The sequence below is a fragment of the Streptomyces sp. ID05-39B genome (assembly GCF_033794725.1).
GTDB classification, from domain to species: Bacteria; Actinomycetota; Actinomycetes; order Streptomycetales; family Streptomycetaceae; genus Streptomyces; species Streptomyces bobili.
The window spans coordinates 12497-32844 of record NZ_JARGEF010000028.1 but is presented as its reverse complement, the minus strand read 5'-3'; the positions used below and the strand labels follow the sequence as shown (position 1 = coordinate 32844).

22 protein-coding genes are annotated in these 20348 nt (G+C 73.9%); 11 read left to right on the top strand and 11 right to left on the bottom strand.

What is annotated here, in order from left to right; translation table 11 throughout:
- Positions 1-30 precede the first annotated feature (30 nt).
- The 4 genes from P1P75_RS09670 to P1P75_RS09655 all read left to right on the top strand — a co-directional run bounded on the left by P1P75_RS09670 (position 31) and on the right by P1P75_RS09655 (position 3947).
- Positions 31-783: a L,D-transpeptidase family protein gene (locus tag P1P75_RS09670; RefSeq protein ID WP_319253557.1), complete on the top strand. Its 753-nt coding sequence runs from the start codon at positions 31-33 to the stop codon at positions 781-783.
- A gap of 60 nt (positions 784-843) precedes the next feature.
- On the top strand, positions 844-1539 hold the full coding sequence (locus P1P75_RS09665; protein ID WP_319253555.1) for a response regulator transcription factor: 696 nt from the start codon (positions 844-846) through the stop codon (positions 1537-1539).
- Complete coding sequence (locus tag P1P75_RS09660) at positions 1536-3401, top strand: HAMP domain-containing sensor histidine kinase (RefSeq protein WP_319253553.1); 1866 nt, start codon at positions 1536-1538, stop codon at positions 3399-3401. Before P1P75_RS09665 ends, P1P75_RS09660 begins: the two co-directional genes overlap by 4 nt.
- A 96-nt stretch (positions 3402-3497) precedes the next feature.
- Positions 3498-3947 (top strand): DUF6098 family protein, encoded by a 450-nt coding sequence (locus tag P1P75_RS09655; protein ID WP_319253550.1) that lies wholly within the window; start codon positions 3498-3500, stop codon positions 3945-3947.
- Positions 3948-3966: 19 nt separating this feature from the next.
- Here the strand turns inward: P1P75_RS09655 and P1P75_RS09650 are convergent, their stop codons facing one another.
- On the bottom strand, positions 3967-4218 hold the full coding sequence (locus P1P75_RS09650) for a WhiB family transcriptional regulator (protein WP_319253548.1): 252 nt from the start codon (positions 4216-4218) through the stop codon (positions 3967-3969).
- A 131-nt stretch (positions 4219-4349) separates the two neighbouring features.
- Positions 4350-5249 (bottom strand): LysR family transcriptional regulator ArgP, encoded by a 900-nt coding sequence (locus P1P75_RS09645; RefSeq protein ID WP_319253589.1) that lies wholly within the window; start codon positions 5247-5249, stop codon positions 4350-4352.
- Positions 5250-5318: 69 nt separating this feature from the next.
- On the opposite strand from P1P75_RS09645, the gene P1P75_RS09640 reads away from it, so the two are divergent.
- The gene (locus P1P75_RS09640; protein ID WP_319253546.1) at positions 5319-5933 is read left to right on the top strand and encodes a LysE/ArgO family amino acid transporter; all 615 of its coding nucleotides are present in this window, start codon (positions 5319-5321) and stop codon (positions 5931-5933) included.
- A 129-nt stretch (positions 5934-6062) separates the two neighbouring features.
- Here the strand turns inward: P1P75_RS09640 and P1P75_RS09635 are convergent, their stop codons facing one another.
- Positions 6063-6518, bottom strand: coding sequence for a cyclic nucleotide-binding domain-containing protein (locus tag P1P75_RS09635; RefSeq protein ID WP_319253544.1), 456 nt, complete (start codon positions 6516-6518; stop codon positions 6063-6065).
- Positions 6519-6913: 395 nt separating this feature from the next.
- Positions 6914-7135 (bottom strand): hypothetical protein, encoded by a 222-nt coding sequence (locus P1P75_RS09630; protein ID WP_319253542.1) that lies wholly within the window; start codon positions 7133-7135, stop codon positions 6914-6916.
- Positions 7136-7491: 356 nt separating this feature from the next.
- Between P1P75_RS09630 and P1P75_RS09625 the strand changes: the two genes are divergently transcribed.
- From P1P75_RS09625 to P1P75_RS09605, 5 genes are all read left to right on the top strand, one after another.
- Positions 7492-7893, top strand: coding sequence for an ATP-binding protein (locus tag P1P75_RS09625; RefSeq protein ID WP_319253587.1), 402 nt, complete (start codon positions 7492-7494; stop codon positions 7891-7893).
- Between the two features lie 228 nt (positions 7894-8121).
- Complete coding sequence (locus P1P75_RS09620) at positions 8122-8979, top strand: SigB/SigF/SigG family RNA polymerase sigma factor (protein ID WP_319253540.1); 858 nt, start codon at positions 8122-8124, stop codon at positions 8977-8979.
- 74 nt (positions 8980-9053) lie between these two features.
- On the top strand, positions 9054-9317 hold the full coding sequence (locus P1P75_RS09615) for a DUF5133 domain-containing protein (RefSeq protein WP_319253538.1): 264 nt from the start codon (positions 9054-9056) through the stop codon (positions 9315-9317).
- A gap of 208 nt (positions 9318-9525) precedes the next feature.
- Complete coding sequence (locus P1P75_RS09610) at positions 9526-10365, top strand: DUF1206 domain-containing protein (protein ID WP_319253536.1); 840 nt, start codon at positions 9526-9528, stop codon at positions 10363-10365.
- 29 nt (positions 10366-10394) lie between these two features.
- A complete protein-coding gene (locus tag P1P75_RS09605) occupies positions 10395-10826 on the top strand; it encodes a hypothetical protein (protein WP_086767298.1) in 432 nt (143 codons plus the stop codon).
- Between the two features lie 412 nt (positions 10827-11238).
- Here the strand turns inward: P1P75_RS09605 and P1P75_RS09600 are convergent, their stop codons facing one another.
- Both P1P75_RS09600 and P1P75_RS09595 read right to left on the bottom strand, forming a co-directional pair.
- Complete coding sequence (locus P1P75_RS09600; RefSeq protein ID WP_319253534.1) at positions 11239-13476, bottom strand: FUSC family protein; 2238 nt, start codon at positions 13474-13476, stop codon at positions 11239-11241.
- Between the two features lie 23 nt (positions 13477-13499).
- Entirely contained in the window at positions 13500-14876 is a 1377-nt protein-coding gene (locus tag P1P75_RS09595) for an NAD(P)/FAD-dependent oxidoreductase (RefSeq protein ID WP_319253532.1), read from the bottom strand.
- A 234-nt stretch (positions 14877-15110) separates the two neighbouring features.
- On the opposite strand from P1P75_RS09595, the gene P1P75_RS09590 reads away from it, so the two are divergent.
- Positions 15111-15599, top strand: coding sequence for a MarR family transcriptional regulator (locus P1P75_RS09590; protein WP_319253530.1), 489 nt, complete (start codon positions 15111-15113; stop codon positions 15597-15599).
- Between the two features lie 30 nt (positions 15600-15629).
- Here P1P75_RS09590 and P1P75_RS09585 read toward each other — a convergent pair whose 3' ends face one another.
- The 5 genes from P1P75_RS09585 to P1P75_RS09565 are packed head-to-tail and all read right to left on the bottom strand — an operon-like array spanning position 15630 to position 20131.
- Positions 15630-17339 (bottom strand): SpoIIE family protein phosphatase, encoded by a 1710-nt coding sequence (locus P1P75_RS09585; RefSeq protein ID WP_319253529.1) that lies wholly within the window; start codon positions 17337-17339, stop codon positions 15630-15632.
- Positions 17336-18379: an ATP-binding SpoIIE family protein phosphatase gene (locus P1P75_RS09580; protein WP_319253526.1), complete on the bottom strand. Its 1044-nt coding sequence runs from the start codon at positions 18377-18379 to the stop codon at positions 17336-17338. The genes P1P75_RS09585 and P1P75_RS09580 overlap by 4 nt, the downstream gene beginning before the upstream one ends.
- Positions 18379-18822: an anti-sigma regulatory factor gene (locus P1P75_RS09575; protein ID WP_319253524.1), complete on the bottom strand. Its 444-nt coding sequence runs from the start codon at positions 18820-18822 to the stop codon at positions 18379-18381. The genes P1P75_RS09580 and P1P75_RS09575 overlap by 1 nt, the downstream gene beginning before the upstream one ends.
- Complete coding sequence (locus P1P75_RS09570; protein WP_319253522.1) at positions 18819-19235, bottom strand: STAS domain-containing protein; 417 nt, start codon at positions 19233-19235, stop codon at positions 18819-18821. Before P1P75_RS09570 ends, P1P75_RS09575 begins: the two co-directional genes overlap by 4 nt.
- Positions 19232-20131 (bottom strand): STAS domain-containing protein, encoded by a 900-nt coding sequence (locus P1P75_RS09565; RefSeq protein WP_319253520.1) that lies wholly within the window; start codon positions 20129-20131, stop codon positions 19232-19234. The genes P1P75_RS09570 and P1P75_RS09565 overlap by 4 nt, the downstream gene beginning before the upstream one ends.
- Positions 20132-20348 lie beyond the last annotated feature (217 nt).

The window sequence follows — 20348 nt, the reverse complement described above, 5'->3', positions numbered from 1 at the left end:
TTCCTCACACCTCTCGGCCAGGGTCGAGTCATGATCACGCATCGCGCCCGCGCCGCGCTGCTCGCCGCGTCCCTCCTGCTCACCGGATGCGGCGGCGGCGCGGCGACCTCGCCCGACCACAACGCCCCCGCCCCCGCGACCACTTCGGCGCCACCGGGCACGCCCGCGCCCAGAGCCGCCGTGCAGACGGTCCCGCGCAAGCTGCCCGGCCTCGGCCCGAAGACCCGCTCCGCCGTACCCGCCGCCGCGCGTCAGGTGGTCGTGGTGACCGGGCGCGGCCCTGACTCCCCGCTCTCCGAAGTCGTCCTGTACCGCCGCACCGGCACCGGCTGGCAGCCCGGCCCGGCCTGGCCCGCCCACAACGCCCTTCGTGGCTGGACCGACCACCACCGCGCCGGCGACCTGCGCACACCCATCGGCGTGTACGGCCTCTCCGACGCCGGCGGCCGACTGCCCGACCCCGGCACCCGGCTGCCGTACGACCGGTCGACCGGTGGATTCCGCTCACCCGGCACCGGATTCGAGGGTGAGTCCCTGGCCGGCTCCTTCGACCACGTGATCGCCATCGACTACAACCGCAAGCCCGGCACCTCGCCGCTGGACTGGACCCGCCCGCTGGGCGCCGAGCGCGGCGGGGGCATCTGGATCCACGTCGACCACGGCGGCCCCACCCACGGCTGCGTCAGCATCGCCGAACGGCACCTGAGGGAGCTGCTCCGCGCCCTCGACCCCGCCCTCCACCCGGTCGTCGTCATGGGCGACCATGCCTCCCTGGCCCGCTGACCCCGCCCTGCCGCCGACCGACGGCCGACCGCCCCACCGAACCAAGGGAGAGACCACCGCGTGTGCGCCCACGTACTCGTCGCCGAGGACGACGCGATGCAGGCCGAACTCATCCGCCGCTCGCTGCTCGCCGAGGGGCACACCGCCACCGTCGTGCACGACGGCTCGGCCGCGCTCGACGCGGTGCGCCGGGACCGGCCCGACCTCGTCGTGCTGGATCTCATGCTGCCGGTCATCGACGGCTTCGGGGTGTGCCGGGTGCTCCGCCGCAGCGACGACATCCCCGTCCTGATGCTGACCGCCCGCGCAGCCGAGGACGACGTACTGCTCGGCCTGGAGCTGGGTGCCGACGACTACATGACCAAGCCGTACAGCCCGCGCGAGCTGATGGCCCGTATCCGCACCGTCCTGCGGCGCAGTGGATCCACCGCCGGCCGGCCGGAGGACCCCGTGCTGCGGGCCGCCGGGATCGCCGTCGACCCGGTGCGGCACGAGGTGCGGTGCGACGGGGAGCCGGTGGACTGCACGCCCGCCGAGTTCCAGATCCTCCTCGCCCTCGTCGGCGAGCCCGAACGCGTCTTCTCCCGGCGGCAGTTGCTCCAGTACACCCGCGGCTACGACCGCGCCTCCACCGAACGGGCCGTCGACGTCCACATCATGAACGTGCGCCGCAAGATCGAGGCGGACCCGCGCAGACCCGCCCGGCTCCTCACCGTCTTCGGCGTCGGCTACAAACTCAGCGGCACCCGCCCGTGAAACGCACGCGGACCGGCACCGGCACGCGCACCCGCATACCGCTGCGCAAGCGCCTCCTCGTCCGGCTCCTCATCGCGTCCGTCCTGATCGCCGTCTGCTCGGTGGCCGCGACGGCCTGGCTGGCGGTGACCACCACCACCCGCGCCCTGCGGGAGGAACAGGGCCAGGCCCTCGCCGACGACATGGACATCCTCGCCCGGCTCAGCGGCTACGCGGCCACCCACCCCGACTGGAGCGGCGTACCCGCCACCGTCCGCGCCCTGTCCGCGCAGACCGGCCGGCGGATCGCCCTGACCGGCGCCGACCGCACCCTCATCGCCGACTCCGCGCCCCGCGGCACCTCCCTGCCGCCGCGCGCCGCCGCCACCGTCGACCCCCTGCGCACCGACACCTCCAGCGAACCCGGCGCCCAGCTCAGCGGCACGGACCCGCGCGTCGTCGGCCCCTACCGGCTCACGGCCGGCGAACGCGACGGGCTCGACGCCCTGGCCCGCAAACGGCAGAGCTGCTTCCTGCGCAACGGCATCGGCACCACCGTCTCCCGCACACCCAGCGGCCGCCCGGTCCTGCACCCCGCGGACGACACCGTCGAGGACGGCTACGTCCCCGAACCGTGTGCCGACGGGCGGCTCAACGCCGCGATGCCCACGGAGGAGAAGGCGCTGGCCGCACTCCAAAAGCTCGCCCGCGGCTGCCTGACCGAGGCGGGGCTGGACCCCGGCACACCCGTGGCCCTCGGCGGCATCGCCGGCCCCGGCGGCACGGACCTGCGCTCCCCGACGCCGTCACCCGGCTTCCTCATCAAGGGCGACGGCGCGACGACGCGCACCGCGCAGCGCTGCCTGGACGACGCCCGCCGCACCCAGCTCGACCCGTACGTCGCTCCCGTCGCGGAACTCTTCCTCGGCGGCGGGAACAACGCGGCCGGACCCCGCTGGGACATGTCCTCCGGCAACAAGGCGAAGGTCGTCGGCGCGGCCGGGCTCGTGCTCGCCGTCACCGTCGCCGTGACCGCCGTCGTCGCCACCCGCCTGGTACGGCCCCTGCGTGCGCTCACCGAGGCCGCCCAGCAGCCACCTGAACTGCACGTACGTGTGCCCGTCACCACCCGCGACGAGACGGGCATCCTCGCGGAGGCCTTCAACGGCCTGGCCGAGCGCCGTGAACGCCTCGAAGCGCAGCGCAAGGCCCTGGTCAGCGATGTCGCCCACGAGCTGCGCAGCCCGCTCACCAACATCCGGGGCTGGCTGGAGGTCACCCGCGACGGCCTCGTCGAGCCGGACCCGGCGCTCCTCGCGGCCCTGCACGAGGAGGCCCTCGTCCTGCAACGGGTCATCGACGACCTGCGCGACCTCGCCGACGCCGACGCCGGCACCCTGCGCCTGCACCGCGAACCGGTACCCGCCGACGACCTCCTCGCCCAGGTCGCCGCCGCCCACCGCGTGGCCGCCGACACCGCGGGCGTCACCCTGCGCACCGACACCCACGGCAGCCCCTGGCTGGACGCCGACCCGGTGCGGCTGCGGCAGGCGCTCGGCAACCTCGTCATCAACGCCGTACGCCACACCCCGTCGGGCGGCACGGTCACGCTGACCGCCCGCGCGGACGGCGAACAGGTGGTGCTGGAGGTCGCCGACACCGGCACGGGCATCGCGGCCGAGGATCTGCCGCAGGTCTTCGAGCGGTTCTGGCGCGCGGAGAAGTCGCGCAGCCGCCGCACCGGCGGCAGCGGACTCGGCCTGTCGATCGTCCGCCAGCTGACGGCCGCGCACGGCGGCACGGCACAGGCGGCGAGCACTGCGGGATCGGGGAGCGTCTTCACCCTGAGGCTGCCCGCCGAGCGGACACCGAAGGAGGGCTGAGGGGCGCCCGGAGGGCCTGATTCCGTCCGGGCGGTGCGGGTACCCCGTTGTCCTGACGGCGCGAGCCGTCCTGACGGCGGAGAGGGAGGTCAAGCCATGAGTTCGTCCGACGACCTGCCGGTCGCACGCTCCCTGGCCGAACTGGCCGACCTGGTCGAGCGGCAGAGGGGTCTGTTCGTCCGCTGGTCCCGTGGGCCGGGGACCGACCTCGGTGAGGCGTCCAGTACCGACGAACTCACCGGTGTCCCGATGAACGGCCTGTCCGCGAACCCCCTGGACGTCGAGGACTGGTGGGAGGACCGCTCCCGCATCCTGTGGGTCGCCCGGCGCCTGTACGACTACGCGCACCTGCCGCACGACAAGGGCCCCGGCGTCCGCCCCTGGGTCCTCGCGGGCCGGGAGACGAGCCGGGGCCCCGACAACGAGCCGCTCGTGTCCGACGTAGGGCCGCTGTGCTGGATCGACGGGTCGGTGATCGAGGCGGCGCGCGAGGAGGTGGCCCGCCAGGAGTCGCGGTGGGGCACGCTGCGGCGGACGGGCCGGTGAACACCGGCCCGTCCGAGGCTCATGAACTGCGGTGCCGTGCCCTGATACGCCGCTTCAGGGCATGCCGTTCGGTCTCGCTCGTACCGCCCCAGACCCCGAGGCTCTGATCGGTCTCGAGCGCCCACTCCAGACACTGCGCCCGGACCGGGCAGCGCCGGCAGACCGCCTTGGCCTGCTCGGTCTGCAGGAGAGCCGGACCCGAGGTGCCGATCGGGAAGAAGAGTTCCGGGTCCTCGTGGCGGCACGCGGCGCGCTGTCGCCAGTCGTCCATGCGAAGTCACCTGCGTTCGAAATCGTCGCGGCTGCGGATGAGTTGCTCCTGTTCGGGTGACCGGCGGGACGGAAGTGAAACCGTGCCGGGCGGGTGGGTGGCCGTCTCGGCGGCGCGGGGCGCCGGGCCGGTCAACTCCGCAGGGTCTGCGCCGCGGTCGCCGCCACGGCTGTCGCCACGGCCGCCAGGGCGGGGGAGTCGAGCTTCCACTGCTGCCAGAACAGGGGGACGTCGAAGGGACGCTCCGGAGCGAGCGAGACCAGGCGGCCTTCCGCCAGCAGCTTGCTCGCCTGCACCTCCGGCACCATGCCCCAGCCGAGTCCGGCCTCCACCGCGTCGAGATACCCCTCCGAGGTCGGCACGGTGTGGCGCAGCCGGCTCGCGCCGTCGGGGCCGCGCCGCAGCCGGCGTACGAACGCGTCCTGGAGGTCGTCGCGCCGGTCGAAGGTGACCACGGGTGCCCGCGCGAGTCCCTCGCCCAGGGGCAGGCCGTCGAGGAAGGCGGCGGCGAATCGCGGACCGGCCGCGGCGAAGTAGCGCATCGAGCCCAGTGACCTGACCGAGCAGCCGGTGACGGCGTCCGGCGAGGAGGTCACCGCGGCCATCACCAGCCCCTCCCGCAGCAGTTCCGCCGTCGCCGTCTCGTCCTCCCGGTGGAGTTCGAAGCAGAACGGCGGTTCGCGCGGCACGCGGGTGAGGGCGGGCAGGAACCAGGTGGCGAGCGAGTCCGCGTTGACCGCCACCGTCACGCGTGTCGGCTCACCGTCGCCGTTCATGCCCAGCTCGGACCGCGTGTCGCGTTCCAGCCGGGCCAGCTGGCGGGCGAACCGTACGACGATCTCCCCGGACTCCGTCGGCCGCACCGGCTTGGTGCGCAGCAGCAGGACCCGGCCCGTGCGCTGCTCCAGTGCCTTCACCCGCTGGCTGACCGCCGACGGCGTCACGTGCAGGGCGGTGGCCGCGGCGTCGAAGGTGCCCTCGTCGACCACGGCGAGGAGGGTGCGGACCTGGTCGAGAGGGAGATCTGTCATCACGAGTGCTAATGATACGTATGAATCTTTAGCTGGACCCATGTCGATCGGCTCCCTAGCGTGGACGTCATGTCCTCCTCCCTCACCGCCGCGGCAGCGGGCTTCGGTACCGGTCTGTCCCTCATCGTCGCCATCGGCGCCCAGAACGCCTTCGTCCTGCGCCAGGGCATCCGCCGGGACGCCGTGCTCCCCGTCGTCGCGATCTGCGCCCTGTCCGACGCCCTCCTCATCACGCTCGGGGTGGCCGGGGTCGGCGCTCTGGTGGTGGCCTGGCCGGGCGCCCTGACCGCCGTCGCCTGGCTCGGCGGCGGCTTCCTGCTCTGCTACGGCGTCCTCGCCGCCCGCAGGGTCCTGAGGCCGGGCGGCGCCCTGGAGGCGACGGGCGGGGCCACCGGCTCCCGGCGGCGCGCGGTCCTCACCTGCCTCGCCATGACGTGGCTCAACCCGCACGTCTACCTCGACACCGTGTTCCTGCTCGGCACCGTCGCAGCGGACCGCGGCCCGATGCGCTGGACCTTCGGCCTCGGGGCGGCGGCGGCAAGCCTGTGCTGGTTCGCCGCGCTGGGCTTCGGGGCGCGGCTGCTCGGCCGCTTCCTGGCCCGGCCCGGCGCCTGGCGCGTCCTGGACGGACTCGTCGCCGCGACGATGATCACCCTCGGGATCACCCTGGTCGCGGGCGCCTGAGCGCCCGGCCGGCGGGGCTGGTGACGGACAGCGGCGGCCTGCTGGTCGTCGTCGTGATGCCGGCCGTGGTGGCCCTGCGGGTCGTGCCGGCCGTGGTGCCCGCTCCGGGGCGGTACGCGTCTGCCCCGGTCAGATGACCCCGCGGCGGTGCGTGCTGTAGTGCTCCATGAGTTTGCCGCGGGTGGTCTCCAGGCGGTGGGCGAGGATCTCGGCCACGATCCGGACCAGGGAGAGGCCGAGCGCCGGGTCCTCCTCGCACAGCTTGAGCACCGGCTGGGCCTCGAACTCGTAGGCGCGGACCGGGCTGAACGCCTCCGCGCCGAAGTCCCATCGGTACGGGGGGAACAGCCAGGACCAGCCGAGGAGGTCGCCGGCGCCGAGGCTGGCGACGGTGACCCGCTGCACGGACGTCACCCGCTGGTCGAGGGTGACCGCGCCGGAGCGGATGACCCAGAAGCGGTCGGCCGTGCCGCCCGCTTCGAAGATCCGGGTGTCCTCCGGGAAGGACACCTCGCGGGCGAGGGTCATCAGACGGTGGCGTTGGGGCGGGGGGAGGGCGGTCAGCAGTCTTGTCGCTCTGGTCATGGCGCGGGGCTCCTCGCCGGGGACGGTTCCGGGATGTTCCCTGGGCCTCGGGGCCCTAAGCCCATTTCAGCCGCTGCGGGCGCCGCGAGCACCTCGGCGGCGCGAGATTTGTCCCGCGGGCATGGGAAAGCCCTGGCTGGACGGGGGAAGCCAGCCAGGGCCACCGCATGCGGTATGCGGAGGAGTATGCCTCGACTCCGCCACCACTGGATGAACCGTAAACCATTCTGGTGCCTATCACCGCATCACAACCCGGTCACGTGACCCGTTTCACTCGGGTCGGCGCCGCGCACCTGGCGAGGGCGGGTCTGCGGCGCGGGTGTGACCGCCGGCCATGCAGGTCCGGGTTGCCGCAGCTCTCGGCGCACACCCCGAAGGCACCGGCGCCGGCCAGGTCACGAGGGCTCAGCGTGGTGTCCCGGAGTCACGATCTCGTCCAGTACGTCGAGCACCGCCTCGTAGGCCAGGCCCCGTACGTGCGCCTCGCGCGCCGCGTCCGGATCGGTGCGCCCCAGATCCTCGCTCCGGGACCGCAGGGTCCGCAGCTCCTCTCGTGCGCAGGCCCTGGCGCGCTGGATGCGCCGCAGCAGTTCGTCCGAGTCCACGACATCCGTCATGTACCCCGCCTACCCCGGCGACGCCGGACGATGACCGGGCTTCGCCCCTGGATCCCCCGGTCTTCTCCGGCAGCCGCTCAGATGTCGCCGAATGCCCGGAAAGGCAGGTTTGGCGGGGCTCCCGGGGGCCAGCCGAAGGGAGTAGGGCCGTACCGCCCGGCGGGGGAGAGGGTCCATCGACCAGTCGAAGACGTCAGGAGAGCGAAAGGATGCGCGCGAACGCGAACAACGCGAACAACCGGAGCGACCGCACGAACAGTACCGACCGCATCGACCGGAGCGATCGCATCGACCGGAATGACCGGAGCGAGGGGGCCGAGCCCGTCGACCGTACGCACAGGACCGGCCGAACCGACGTGCCCGTGCACTGGCACGGGAGCGGCCCGTGCCGGCCGTCCGACGTGCGCAGTGCCATACGCCGCGCCGTCGCCGGGCGGGGCCGGACCACCGGCAGTCCCTACGACGAGGAAGCCCTCTCCGACGCCCTGCTCGTCGCCTCCGAACTCACCACCAACGCCATCCTGCACGGGGGCGGCATCACCGACTTCGACGTGGACGTGGACGGGCCGGCCGTGCGGGTCTCCGTGAGCGACCGCAGCGACCGGCTGCCCGTCGTCAGCGACCCGCTCGACGAGCAGGGGAGGCGCCGGACCGGCGGCCGGGGCTGGCCCATCGTCTGCCGGCTGGCCTGTGACGTCCGGGTGTCCGGGCTGCCGTCCGGCGGGAAGCGGATCACCGCCGTGGTCCCCGTGTCCTGACCGGCCGTCACGGCCGTCATGGCCGTATCAGCCGTATCAGCCGTCCGAACAGCTTTCCGGCCACCGGAGTTTGTTCCTCCGGACGCAGGGCAGACGGAGGTTCGTGCTTCGGACCGGAGGCGCGCCGACGGGAGTGGTATGACCGCTCCGGGGCGCTCCCTGCGCCCCGGGACGACAGCGACCCTCCCGTGGTCATTCCTTGACACGACCGCTCAGGAGCGATTCCGCATGCTCATCGACATGTCGACAAGCCGTCCTGCCACGTCCGCCCCGAACACCACGTCCGCCCCGAACCCCACCGGTCACCCCCGCCGCACCCACGACGACGCTCCCGACACCGCACGCCTCTTCGCCCGGCTGACCACGATGGAGGAGGGAGCCGAGAGGGACGCCGTCCGCGACGAGATCGTCACCGCCTGGCTGCCCATGGCCCACCGGATCGCCGGCCGCTTCCGCGACCGCGGCGAGGCCATCGAGGACCTCCGTCAGGTCGCGGCGCTCGGCCTGGTGAAGGCCGTCGACCGCTTCGACCCGGAACGCGGGGCCTTCGAGAGCTACGCCGTCCCCACCATCACCGGCGAGATCAAGCGGCACTTCCGGGACCGGATGTGGGCCCTGCGGGTGCCCCGCCGGGTGCAGGAACTGCGCAACAAGGTACGTCTGGCCCGACGCGAACTGGCCCAGACCCCCGGCGCCCCCGAGCCGTCGACCGCCTACCTCGCCGCCCACACCGGCCTCACCGAGGACGAGGTCGCCGCGGGGCTCGAGGCCCTGGAGAGCTTCAGCACGCTCTCGCTGGACGCCGAACTCCCCGCCGGCGACGACGGCTACAGCCTCGCGGACACCCTCGGCGAGGCCGACCTCTCCTACGACATCGTGGTCGACCGGGAGTCGGCCAAGGAGAGCCTGCGCAGGCTGCCGGAACGCGAGCGGGCCATCCTCTACATGCGCTTCTTCGAGGACATGACGCAGAGCCGCATCGCCGACCGGCTCGGCATCTCCCAGATGCACGTCTCCCGGCTCATCAGCCGCAGCTGTGCCCAGGTGCGCCAGGAGGCCATGGGCCGACCGGGCGACGGCCGCTGAGCCGGCGGCCACCGGGAGTCGTACGTACCCCACCGTTTCGGACAAGGAGCCTAAGGAGCCTAAGGAGCCTATTGATGCTGATGCCTCACCCCGCCGTCCTGCGCACACTCGTCGACGAGTTCGAGGCCACGAAGGCGAGTGGATCCCCCGAGGACGAGACGCGGGCGCAGGACCTCGCGTACACGCTGTGCGTCTCCACCGGGACCCGCGAGGTCACCCGGGCCCTGGAGGTGGCCCGCGGCTGGCTCGCCGCGGCCACCGACGCCGACGCCACCACCCGCCGCACCACCGACGCGCCCCGCGTGTCCACCACCGACGGGTCCCGCGTGTACGCCTGACAGGCCGGCCCACGGGCGCCCCGCCGCGGCACATCCGCGGCGGGGCGCCCGTGTGTGCGAAGCCAGGCGTGTGGCGCGGGGTGTGAAACCTGCGTGCGGCGCCCAAGCGTGCGGCGCCGAAGTGTGCGGCGCCGAAGTGTGCGGCGTCCGAGTGTGCGGCGCCGGAGCCGGGGCATCCGGGTTCCCGGGACTCTTCCAGGAGGTTGGCATGAATGCGAGTGCCCTGGTGCGCGACGGCAGGATCCAGGCCGAGCGCGCGGCGCGGGGTTCGGTCACGCGGGGGGCCGCGAGGGCCGGACTGGCCGCGCGCGGAGTGATCTACCTGCTCGTCGGGGCGCTGGCCCTCCAGATCGCCTTCGGCGCCGACGAGAAGCGGCAGGCGGACCGGCAGGGCGCCCTCGCCGAGATCGCGGACAGACCCTACGGCTCCGTCCTGCTGTGGGCCCTGGGCGCAGGGCTGGTCGGCATGGCCCTGTGGCGGCTGTCCGAGCTGGTCTTCGGCTCGGTCGGACCTGACGGCCGCAAGCTGAGGAAGCGCCTCCTGGCACTCGCCCGCTGTGGCTTCTACTGCTTCGTCGCCTACTCCGTCCTCGCCTTCGCCGCGGGATCGGGCGACGGGGGCGGGTCGAGCGACGAGCAGTCCCGTGACGTCACCGCCCGGGTGCTGGAGCTGCCCGCGGGGCGGTGGATCGTCGGCGCGGTCGGCGCCGGGATCGTCGTCGGCGGAATATGGATCGGCGGCCGGGCCCTGCTGCGCACGTACCGCGAGAACCTGCGTCTCGGGCAGATGTCCCCTCGGACGCGCCGACTGGTGGACGTCACCGGTGTGGCCGGCGGCGCCGCGCGCGGCCTGGTGTTCGCGGCGGCGGGCGCCTTCGCCGTCCGCGCGGCCCTCGACTACGAGCCCGACAGGGCCAAGGGACTCGACGACACCCTGCGCTCCTTCGCCGAGACGTCCGCCGGGCCGGGGCTGCTGGCCTGCGTCGCGGCCGGTCTGGTGCTGTTCGGGGTGTTCTCCTTCGCGATGGCCCGCTGGCGCAAGGTCTGAACATGCCGTCGGCGGGGAACCCGGGGGAGATGAACGAATCCGAGTTCCCGCCGGACGGACGGCCCGTGGACATGTACCTCGACCTCCTGCGCGTCCGCATGGACAGCGAGGACTTCGCGATGCTGCTCAAGGTCGTCGCGCCCGCCCTGCGTGCCCTCGACGAACAATCCGCCGAGACTCTCGACTTCGCCCTCGATCCGCAGGAGACCGAGGAGCTGCCCCAGGAGATCCGTGACGAGGCCGCCCTGGTCATCGCCACGGCCGTCACGGGCCGCCTCGACAACCAGCTCGTCGAGATCCAGGTCGACGGCACCGGCCCGGTCCGCGTGGTCACCGACGCGGTGACCGCCTCCGACCCGGACCGCCTCGCCGAGATCGCCGGCTGCATCCAGCAGCGCCAGAACGACACGGATGAGCTTCGCGGCATCGCGGCGGCGAGCGGCCTGCCGACGGACTTCTGACACCGTCCACCGCAGCCCACTCTCCGGGCGCCCGCCCGACGCCGACCGGCGCCGGGCGGGCGCCCGCTTCACATGGCGCGGCCACGGGGTGGCTGTCGGCTGCGGCCCACGGGGTTGCCGGCCGACGCCGTCCGGCCCCTGAGTCGGGCGCCAGTTCCTGCCGACGGGCGCCGACGGCGCGGTGACGGGCGACGGGTGACGAGGGCAGGTCCGGTGACGGGTGAGGAGGGCAGGTCCGGCCGCTGGTCGACGTCAGGATCCGCCCGCGGACGTCTGGGGCCTGCGGTCCACCCCGCGCGGGGTCGGTGGGGCGGCCAATGCCGCGTGGCTACGGCAGCCGACGCCCGTCTCGCATCCGGTGCCGGGCGGCCCCGTATGCCCGGACCCCGACCTCACCTCGCGGACCCCGACCTCACTTCCCCGGCGACGACACCGGAACCCCCAGCGGTCTGGCCAGGCCCGCCACCGCCTCGTCCAGGCGCTGCAGGTGGCGCAGAACGCGGTCGGTGACGCGGCCGTAGCGGGGGGTGCCGGGGGTGCCCGGCGCCAGCAGCGAGGCGACGCTGGGGCCGGTGCGGACCTCGGCCGTGCTGCGGTCGTCGGCGACCCGCGCGGCGATGGCGCCGATGTTGTGCAGGATGCGCTGTCCGGCTCCGCGCAGCCGGGGGTCCGCCGCGATGGACGGGTGGGTCGGCAGCAACTCGGCCGTGGCCGCGAGCGACCGGGCATGGTAGGCGCAGGTCTCCAGCAGGGCGACGACGTACTGGGCGGTGTCCCGCCGGGTCCGCAGCGGGGTGACCGGATGGGTCAGCGGATGGGTCGCGGACCGCAGGTCGGACAGGGCCTGGTCCAGTTCCCGGGCGCGGTCCAGCAGCTCGGCCGCAGGCCCGCCGGCGAGCTGTTCCAGGGAGGCCTCGGTGACGTCGGTCAGCCGGTCGAGGACGGTGGTGAGCAGCTCGTCCGTCCGCCGGTCGGTTCGCACCGGCAGGACCAGGACCGCCGCGACCACTCCGCAGGCCACCCCCAGCGCGGTCTCCTCGATCCGCAGGACCAGCACCTCCAGACTGTAGGTGTGCAGCAGCGTGTACAGCACGCCGAGCGCTGCGGTGACGAAGAACGACATCAGCGTGTACGACAGCGGCGCGGTGTAGAACATCGCGAACACGCACAGCAGCACCACCGCGAACGCCGTCCACGTGTGGTGGCCGACCAGTCCCGCGAGCCCGATGCCGGCGACCACGCCGAGCGCGGTGCCGAGCAGCCGCCGGTATCCCTTGACCAGGATCTCACCGGTGGACGCGGTGTTGAGGAACACGATCCAGCAGGTCAGGACCGCCCAGTACCAGCGATGGGTGGACAGCAGTTCGCCGCCGGCGATGGCCAGCGCGGAGCCGACGGAGACCTGGACGGCCGCGCGGGTGGTCGGCCTGCGCAGCCCCGTGGGCTTCCGCGCGGTCTCCTCCTCGGCCTCCGATCCGCCGATGGCCGCGTCCTCCGCGTCCAGTTCCTCCCGGGAGCGGGCCGTCTCGGGGCTGTCGTCGGACTCGTCCTGCGGCCCGTCGAGCGCGATCCGCAGGCCGAGCACGGCGCGGGCGCACTCGCCGACGCCCCGGAAGACGTCCCGCACGGCCGGTGAGGCGGACGGCAGGTTCTCCTCGTCGCGGTAGCCGAGCAGCCGGTTGCGGATCTGCGCGGACCCCGCGCCGTCGCCGACGGGATGCCGTACCAGCAGGCGCAGCGCGCGCAGGTCGCGGCGGAGCACGTCCGTCGACTCCTCCCGCACGGGCAGGAGACCGCCCTCGGGGACCGGCGCGCCCGGCAAGTGCAGGGTCAGGGTGTCGGCGCGTTCGGCGCTGCGCGCCGTCAGCAGGAGCAGTCCCAGCCGCTCGGCGGCGATCTCCGCGTCGGCGACCCGGCGCTGCACCAGCCGGGCCGCCGCCTCGTCCGGGGTGCCCTCCTCCAGCCGGCCGTGGATCATCATGGCCGTCTCGTGCAGCCGTGCCGTGCCGGTGCGGACGTGCGCCAGTGCCTTCTCCACCTCCTGCGGACCGGCGTCGAGCAGCTCCAGCTGGGCGTCGAGCAACTGCGCGAGTCGCGCCCTGAAGGCCTGCCGCAGCCGCAGCAGGATCCCCGCCGGTGTCTGCGGCACCAGCGCGAACCGGGCCAGTGCGCTGCAGGCGAAGGCGACGGTGAGGACTCCCCAGAGTCCGGGCAGGAGGTGCGCGGTGGCGCCCACGAACAGGGACAGGAAGTAGACCTGGAAGCCGATCAGGCCGAGCGCGGTGCCCCGGTCGCCGAACCGGCGGCCGTACACCGCGCAGAAGATGAGCACGACGAACACGATGTCGCCGGCCAGAACGTGGGAGCTGAGCAGCGCCGCGAGGGACACCGAGGCCAGTGCCACGGGCAGCCCCAGCGCGAGGGTGACCGCCTGCGGGCCGCGCTGCTTCTCCCGGACGGCGAAGGTGGCGACCATCGCCGCGATGGCGCCCGCGACCAGATGTGTGACGTCCGCGTCCAGCAGGGAGAGCACGGCCAGGGTGAGGGTGATCGCGCCCACCGTGCGCAGTCCGGCCGCGAGCCGCAGGAGCCCGGGATCGGATGCCCTGACCCGGTCCCGCACCCCCGCCGCCCGCGCCGCCGCCTTCACGCCGCCGTACTCTCCCGCCCGTCTCAGCCGGCCTCGGGGCGTCCGCCCTCCACCTGCGCCCGTACCTGCTCGGGCGTCAGATAGGTGTCGGTGTACTCGAAGTCCTTCAGCTTGGCGGGCCGCCTGGCCTGGAAGCCGGTGCGGACGAAATCGTCGCCCGCGACCGCGTTGAGCGTCCAGTTCGTCAGCACGCGCGCCTTGGCCACGCCCGTGCGCAACGCCGCCCAGTGGTACCCGCGGGCCACCGCCTGCGCGGGCAGCCCGCGCAGTTCGATGCCGAGCGGCTTGGACACGGCGTCGGTGCCGCCGAGATCGACGACCAGCCCCAGATCCTTGTGCGCGTACGGCCGCATCGACCGGCCGCGCAGGTGCGCGATGACGTTGTCGGCGGCCACCTTGGCCTGACGCATCGCGTGCTGGGCGGTCGGCGGGCAGATGGCGCCCTCCTCGCCCTTGGCCTCGTCGGGGACGGCGGCGGCGTCGCCGAGCGCGAACACGCCGTCGTGGCCGGGCAGGTCCATGTGCGAGCTGACGGAGAGCCGTCCGCGGACCGTCGGGGCGCCGAGCGTGGCGATCAGCGGACTCGCCACGACACCGGCCGTCCAGATCAGCGTGTGGGTCGGCACCACCCGGCCGTCGGTGAAGGTGACCTCCTGTGGTCCGGCCTTGGCGATGGACACCCCCAGCGACACCTCGATGCCCCGCTTGCGCAGCACGTCCTGGGCGCTGCGGCCGAGCTTGTCGCCCAGTTCCGGCATCAGCTTCGGGGCGATGTCGATCAGGTGCCACTTGATCAGGCCCGGGTCGAGCCGGGGATAGCGTTTGACCGCGTTGTGGGTGAGCAACTGGAGGCAGGCCGCGGTCTCGGTGCCGGCGTAGCCGCCGCCGACGACCACGAACTGGAGGCGGGCCGCCCGCTCGGCGGGGTCGTTGCTGGCGTCGGCGAGGTCGAGCTGGGTGATGACGTGATCGCGGATGTAGGCCGCCTCCGCGAGCGTCTTCATGCCGAAGGCGTTGTCGGTCAGCCCGGGGATGTCGAAGGTGCGGGTGACGCTGCCGGGAGCGAGCACGATGTAGTCGTACGGCTCGTTCACGATCTCGTCGGTGATGGTGCGGATGACGCAGACCTTGGATGCCAGGTCCACGCCGATGGCGCCGCCCGGGATGATCCGGGTGCGGTACTTCTTGCTGCGGCGCAGGGACAGCGCGATCGACTGGGGCGTCAGCACCCCGGAGGCGACCTGCGGAAGCAGCGGCAGATAGAGCTGGTAGGCGAACGGTGTCACCAGGGTGACGTCGGCCTCCGCGGTGGTGAGCCGGCGTTCCAGCCGTCGAACGCACCCCACTCCCGCGAAGCCCGCTCCCACCACCAGGATCCTGGGTCGTGTCACGATGTCCATCCCTTTCTGCGGCTCCGGGCGGTCTGCCTCGACGTGGTGCGGGTGCCCGCCGGGCGGCCTTTTCGCACACCGTCGATCCCACCGCGACCGGAGCGGTTGCGCCAGCCGGACGGAGCATGCAGACGAACGTTTCTCCTGAGGCCCCGTGCTACCCGTACAACGGCCCGTGTACGCCCCTGTCCTTCGGGTAGGCCCGACGTACATGACAAGTGCGGTGGCCGGAGGGCAGTGGGTGTGGAGTGCGCGGAAGGCTCCGACGACGGCCGGTGGGAGAGCCGGGTGGCACAGGCCGGGCGGGTCGTCGACGCGGTGGAGAGCCTCGTGGCCGACTGGCTCGCGACGGCCGAGGAGGCCACGCCGCGGCTGCCCGCCCGGCAGCTGCTCGCCCTGCGGACGGTGCGGCACACCCCGGAGCTGAACCTGACCGCCCTGGCCGAGCGGCTCGGCGTGGGCCTGCCCACCGCGAGCCGCCTCTGTGACCGGCTGGAGGCGGCCGGCCTGCTGGAACGCAGCGTCCAGCCGCGCAACCGGCGCGAGGTGCAGCTCGTGCTGACCTCCCGCGGACACCGCGTCCTCACGGACGTCACCGAGCGGCGCGTCCACCGCCTGGCGACGGTCCTTCACGACATGACGCCGGCCCAGCGCACCGCCCTGGAACAGGGCCTGTCCGGCTTCCACCAGGCGCGCGGCGCCCACCACCGGCCGACGGCGCCCGAGGCGTGACGGGCCGCGGGCGACCGCACCAGGCCCTGTCTAGCCGGCCCGCACCGCCGTGCTGTCGATATGGCACAGCAGCAGACAGACGTCGTCGTCGCGTTCGGAATCGCTCAGCATCGGGTCCAGGATGCGCTCGGCCGCGCCGTCGAGATCCGCGTCCAGTTCACCGGTGCCGAACGAGCCGAGCGACGCCGCGAGCCGTTCGATGCCCGGGTCTATGCCCTGAGCGCGCCGCTCCACCAGGCCGTCGGTGTACAGCGCCAGCGTCGAGCCGGGCACCAGGGGCACCGTGTGGTCGGTGATCTCCTGGTGCAGCGGGATGCCCAGCATGGCCCCCGGCTTGGCGTCCAGCGTGCGCACCCGGCCGTCCGGGTCGCGCAGCACCGGCGGCGGATGCCCGGCCGCCGCCCAGGTCAGCACCGGCTCGCCGGGCTGGAAGCGGGCGATGACGGCGGTGGCGTACAGATCGGGCTGGAGGTGGTGGAGGAAGGTGTGCAGCCGGGTCAGCAGCACGCCGGGGCTGCCGCCGTCGACCGCGTACGCCCGGAGCGCGGTGCGCAGTTGGCTCATCATGACGGCCGCGTGCAGGCCGTGCCCGGTCACGTCGCCGATGACGGTGATCAGGCTGCCGTCGGGCTGCCGGAACGCGTCGTACCAGTCCCCGCCGATGTTCAGCCCGTACGTCGCCGGCAGATAGCGGGCCGCCAGGCGCAGGCCGGGCGTGGTGGGCAGCTCGGTCAGCAGGGCGCGCTGGAGCGTCTCGGCGATGTCCCGGTTGTGCTCGAAGCGGCGCGCGTTGTCGAGCGCGATGCTGGCCCGCCGGGTCAGCTCGATCAGCATGACGGCGTCGTCCGGGTCCCAGCGCTCACCCGGCGGGGTCAGCGTCAGCACGCCCAGCGGCGCGCGGCGCGTCGGCAGCGGGACGCACAGCAGCGGCCGGTCGGGATGCAGCGCCGACGGCGGCTGGTCGTCGACGCCGGGCAGCCCCCCGGGGTGGGCGGCGGCGTACTGGGGGCGGCCGGTCCGGGCGGCGACCACCGCGGCGGCCGGGCGCGGGGCGGGCGACTGCGGGTCGTCCTCGGAGTCGAACAGCCAGATGTCGATCGTGCGCGCGTACTCGGGCACCAGCAGCTCGGGCAGCCGGCGCACGATCTCCTCGTGGTTGAGGGACGCCGTCAGCACCGCGCTGGCGTCGGCGAGGAAGGTCAGTCTGCGCCGGGCGCTCTCCGCCTCCTGGCGGGCCGCGCGTTCCGCCGCGAACGCCTCGCGCTGGGCGCGTCCGGCTGCGTCCAGCTCGGCGTGCAGCGCCAGGACGCCCTGATTGGTCTGGTGCAGCTCCTCGCGGTGGAAGTCGACCAGCTCCTGCTGCTCGGCGAGCCGGTCCAGCACCAGGGCGGTGTCCTCGTCGGCGCCCAGCAGGGCCTCCGCCAGGACACCGGTGTCGTCCGCCACCCCGGCGCACGACGGAGGACCGGCCGGCTCGGGGCAGGGCACGGCGAGATGCCACGGCGGCTCCGCGGTCGCGGGGAGCGGGGCGACCTCGACGCGCAGCAGGCCGCCGCCGGTCTCCAGGAGCAGCCGCCAGCCGCCGCCCTTGGTCAGACACTGGCGCAGCCGCTCGCTGAGCGCGGTCGCCAGCCGGGTCCGCTCCAGCGGCACGACACCGCAGGCGGCGGCCAGCCGCGCGGCGGCGATGCGGGCGCGCGCCGCGTCGGTGACGGTGGTGATCTCCCAGGTGCGCGTCATGGGCGGTCCGGCGGGGTCGGGGACAGGACGGCCACGGCGGTGTCGTCACGCACCGGGCGGGCGGAACTGCTGGTGTCGCGCACGGTCACCGCCGCGGTCACCGCGGGGTCGGCCGTCGCCGGCCGGGGACCGGCGGGCGGTGCCCAGCGGCTGGGCAGGCCGTCGCTGTGCAGGACCAGCAGACGGTCGGCCGCCCACGGCGCCACGGTCTCCGGCAGCCTCGTCGGGCGGTGCACGCCCACGATGCCGGGCCGGGAGAGCAGATGGCGCCAGGAGTCGCCCTCGCGCAGCCGCGCGCCCACGTTGCCGATGCCGGCGAACCGCAGCCGCTCGGACCGTACGTCGAGCTGGGCCACCGCGACCGCGGCGCCTCTGGTGCCGCGCAGTGCGACGTCCAGGCGGTGCAGGATCTCGGCGGGCGGAAGCTGGGCGCTGCGGTGCACCTCGTCGACGGCCGCCGCGGAGGCGCGGGCCGCCTCCGGGCCGTGGCCGAGTCCGTCGGCGAGCATCAGGGTCAGCAGGTCGCCGGCCCGCACCCAGGTCCAGGCGTCCCCCGAGTACTGGGCGCGGGCGAAGGGGATGTTGACGCCGCCGGCCCGCGCGGGCGCCGGATCGCGGGGGTCGGTCCGCGCGGCGGCGCCGAGCCGGGCCAGCGCGACCGTGCCGTGGCCGGGGACGCTGTGCAGGTCGAAGCCGTCGCAGACCCGTCGGCAGGTTCCCAGGCCGGCGCCGAGGGAGCCCGCCGTGGAGAATCCGTCGCCGAAGGCGGCCGGCACGTCGGCCATGCCCGGGCCGTGGTCGACGGCCGCTATCTGCACGACGACCCCGCCCCGTCCGGCGGGCGGCGGGACCATGTCGACGAGGAGCTGCCCGCCGCGGGCGTGCTTGAGGAGGTTGGTGGCCAGCTCCGTCGCCACCAGCGCGGCGGCCGCCGTACGCTCCTCGTCGAGGCCGACGAGGGCCGCGGCCTCCTCCGCGGCCACGCGCGCGTCCCGCACCCGCGTCGAGTCGTGCACCGGCACGTCCCACACCCGGGGCATCAGGGTTCCTCGCGCGGCCGGGGCGTCCGGGCCGCCCAGGAGGTCACGGTCACCGTCGTACCGGCACCGGGCGTGCTGTCGATGGCGAACTCTTGCACGAGCCGCCGGGCGCCGCCGAGGCCCATGCCGAGGCCGCCGCCGGAGGTGTAGCCGTCGCGCAGCGCCTGCTCGACGTCGGGGATGCCGGGCCCGGAGTCGGAGAACACCAGCCGCAGCCCCTGGGCCCGTCCGTCGGTGAGCGGCACCGCCCGCAGCTCGCCGCCCCCGCCGTACACCAGGGTGTTGCGGGCCAGTTCGCTGGCGGCCGTGACCAGCTTGGTCTGTTCCACCAGGCCGAAGCCGAGCGTGGCGGCGGCCTGCCGCACATGCTGCCGTACCCACACCAGGTCCAGATCGGAGCGGATCGGCAGGCGGGCCTCGACGCCCGCGGCCGTCCCGCTCACCGGGGCTCCCGGCGCGGGCCGTCCGTCGCCGTGACGTCCACCCGCCCGAGCAGCTCCAGAGCCGCCCCGGTGCTCAGCGCGGTCCGCAGGCCCGGCAGGGTGAGGCCCAGTTCCACCAGGGTGAGCGCGACCGCGGGCCGCATGCCGGCCACCACGGTCTGCGCGGCCAGCAGCCGGGCGTTGGCCGCGATCTCGGCCAGCACCCGCCCCAGGAAGGAGTCGACGATCTCCACCCCGGAGATGTCGATGACCACGCCGGTCACGCGACTGCCGGCGATCGCCGCCACGATGTCCTGCCGGAGCTGCTCGGCCGTGCCGTCGTGCAGGTCCCCCTGGAGGGTGACGAGCAGGACGTCGCCCAGTCTGAGCACCGGCACGGGGGCCCCGCCGGCGCGGGAGAGGTCGTGGTTCACCGGTGACCCGCACCGCCGGGCGTCGCGTGCACGATGTCGGCGCCCAGCCCGTGCAGGGCGTACGCCAGGGCGTCGGCGAGACCGGCCCGGGTGACGACGGTGCCGAGGTCGAGGCCGAGGTGCACGATGGTCTGCGCGATCGCGGGCCGGATGCCCGAGACGACACACTCCGCGCCCATCAGCCGTACCGCCGCGACGGTCTTCATGAGGTGCTGCGCGACCAGCGAGTCGACCGTCGGCACGCCGGTGATGTCGAGGATCGCGTACCGGGCCTGCTGGTCGACGACCGCTTCCAGCAGGGTCTCCATCACGACCTGGCTGCGTGCGCTGTCGAGGGTGCCGATGAGCGGTACGGCGACGATGCCGTCCCAGAGCCTGATGATCGGCGTGGCGACCTCCAGCAGCTGCATCTGCTGCCGGTCGATGAGGGACTGGACCTCCGTCAGCGCGGTCTCCATGACGACCAGCCGCAGGGTGCCCATCAGGACGGTCAGGGCCTCGGTGGACTCCCGCAGCCGGTCCGCCGGGGCGTCGGGCAGGTCGGCGACGAGCAGGTTCACCACGGGCGCCCGCAGGGCGTCCACCTCGCCGGACACCTGCGCGGTGGACATCCCGGAGCGGGAGCGGGCGGCCGTCATGCGTGCCAACTGCTCGCGTACGACGGTGAATCCGGCGCTGTCGGAGTCCTCCACCCGTCCGGAGGCGGCGACCTGGGCGAGGGCGTCGACGACGCTGCGGCCCGCCTCCACCGCCTCGTCGCGCGAGACGGTGAACACGGCGCGGAACAGGGGTTCGTCGGCCCAGCGCTGGGCGATCTGCTCGCGGCGGCGGTTCAGGAAGGCCCCGACCTCGTCCGTCGGGCTCGCCTGCGGTGCGGCCGCTTCGTGCTCAGGCACTGCTTCACTCCTCATCTGCGTCCTGGCGCCGTGCACCGGGCCCCGGCCGGTGGGACGGCGTTCGACCTCCGTGGCGGTCCGACCTGCACCGCGACACCCGCACGACGCCCGCCAACCGCCCCGCTCACTCTCTTGCCCACCCCACACAGTTGTCAAATGACAACTGTCGTACGGCCGTCGGCCGCATCCCCGACGGTGCGCGCGCGGCGCGATGTGC

Bases quoted from the DNA above. Each gene is read 5' to 3' on its own strand.
- P1P75_RS09670 (WP_319253557.1), top strand. From the start codon at position 31: ATGATCACGCATCGCGCCCGCGCCGCGCTGCTCGCCGCGTCCCTCCTG.
- P1P75_RS09580 (WP_319253526.1), bottom strand. From the start codon at position 18,379: ATGCCCCGGGTGTGGGACGTGCCGGTGCACGACTCGACGCGGGTGCGG.
- P1P75_RS09610 (WP_319253536.1), top strand. From the start codon at position 9,526: ATGAATGCGAGTGCCCTGGTGCGCGACGGCAGGATCCAGGCCGAGCGC.
- P1P75_RS09585 (WP_319253529.1), bottom strand. From the start codon at position 17,339: ATGACGCGCACCTGGGAGATCACCACCGTCACCGACGCGGCGCGCGCC.
- P1P75_RS09655 (WP_319253550.1), top strand. From the start codon at position 3,498: ATGAGTTCGTCCGACGACCTGCCGGTCGCACGCTCCCTGGCCGAACTG.
- P1P75_RS09630 (WP_319253542.1), bottom strand. From the start codon at position 7,135: ATGACGGATGTCGTGGACTCGGACGAACTGCTGCGGCGCATCCAGCGC.
- P1P75_RS09635 (WP_319253544.1), bottom strand. From the start codon at position 6,518: ATGACCAGAGCGACAAGACTGCTGACCGCCCTCCCCCCGCCCCAACGC.
- P1P75_RS09645 (WP_319253589.1), bottom strand. From the start codon at position 5,249: ATGACAGATCTCCCTCTCGACCAGGTCCGCACCCTCCTCGCCGTGGTC.
- P1P75_RS09620 (WP_319253540.1), top strand. From the start codon at position 8,122: ATGCTCATCGACATGTCGACAAGCCGTCCTGCCACGTCCGCCCCGAAC.
- P1P75_RS09650 (WP_319253548.1), bottom strand. From the start codon at position 4,218: ATGGACGACTGGCGACAGCGCGCCGCGTGCCGCCACGAGGACCCGGAA.
- P1P75_RS09615 (WP_319253538.1), top strand. From the start codon at position 9,054: ATGCTGATGCCTCACCCCGCCGTCCTGCGCACACTCGTCGACGAGTTC.
- P1P75_RS09595 (WP_319253532.1), bottom strand. From the start codon at position 14,876: ATGGACATCGTGACACGACCCAGGATCCTGGTGGTGGGAGCGGGCTTC.
- P1P75_RS09640 (WP_319253546.1), top strand. From the start codon at position 5,319: ATGTCCTCCTCCCTCACCGCCGCGGCAGCGGGCTTCGGTACCGGTCTG.
- P1P75_RS09605 (WP_086767298.1), top strand. From the start codon at position 10,395: ATGAACGAATCCGAGTTCCCGCCGGACGGACGGCCCGTGGACATGTAC.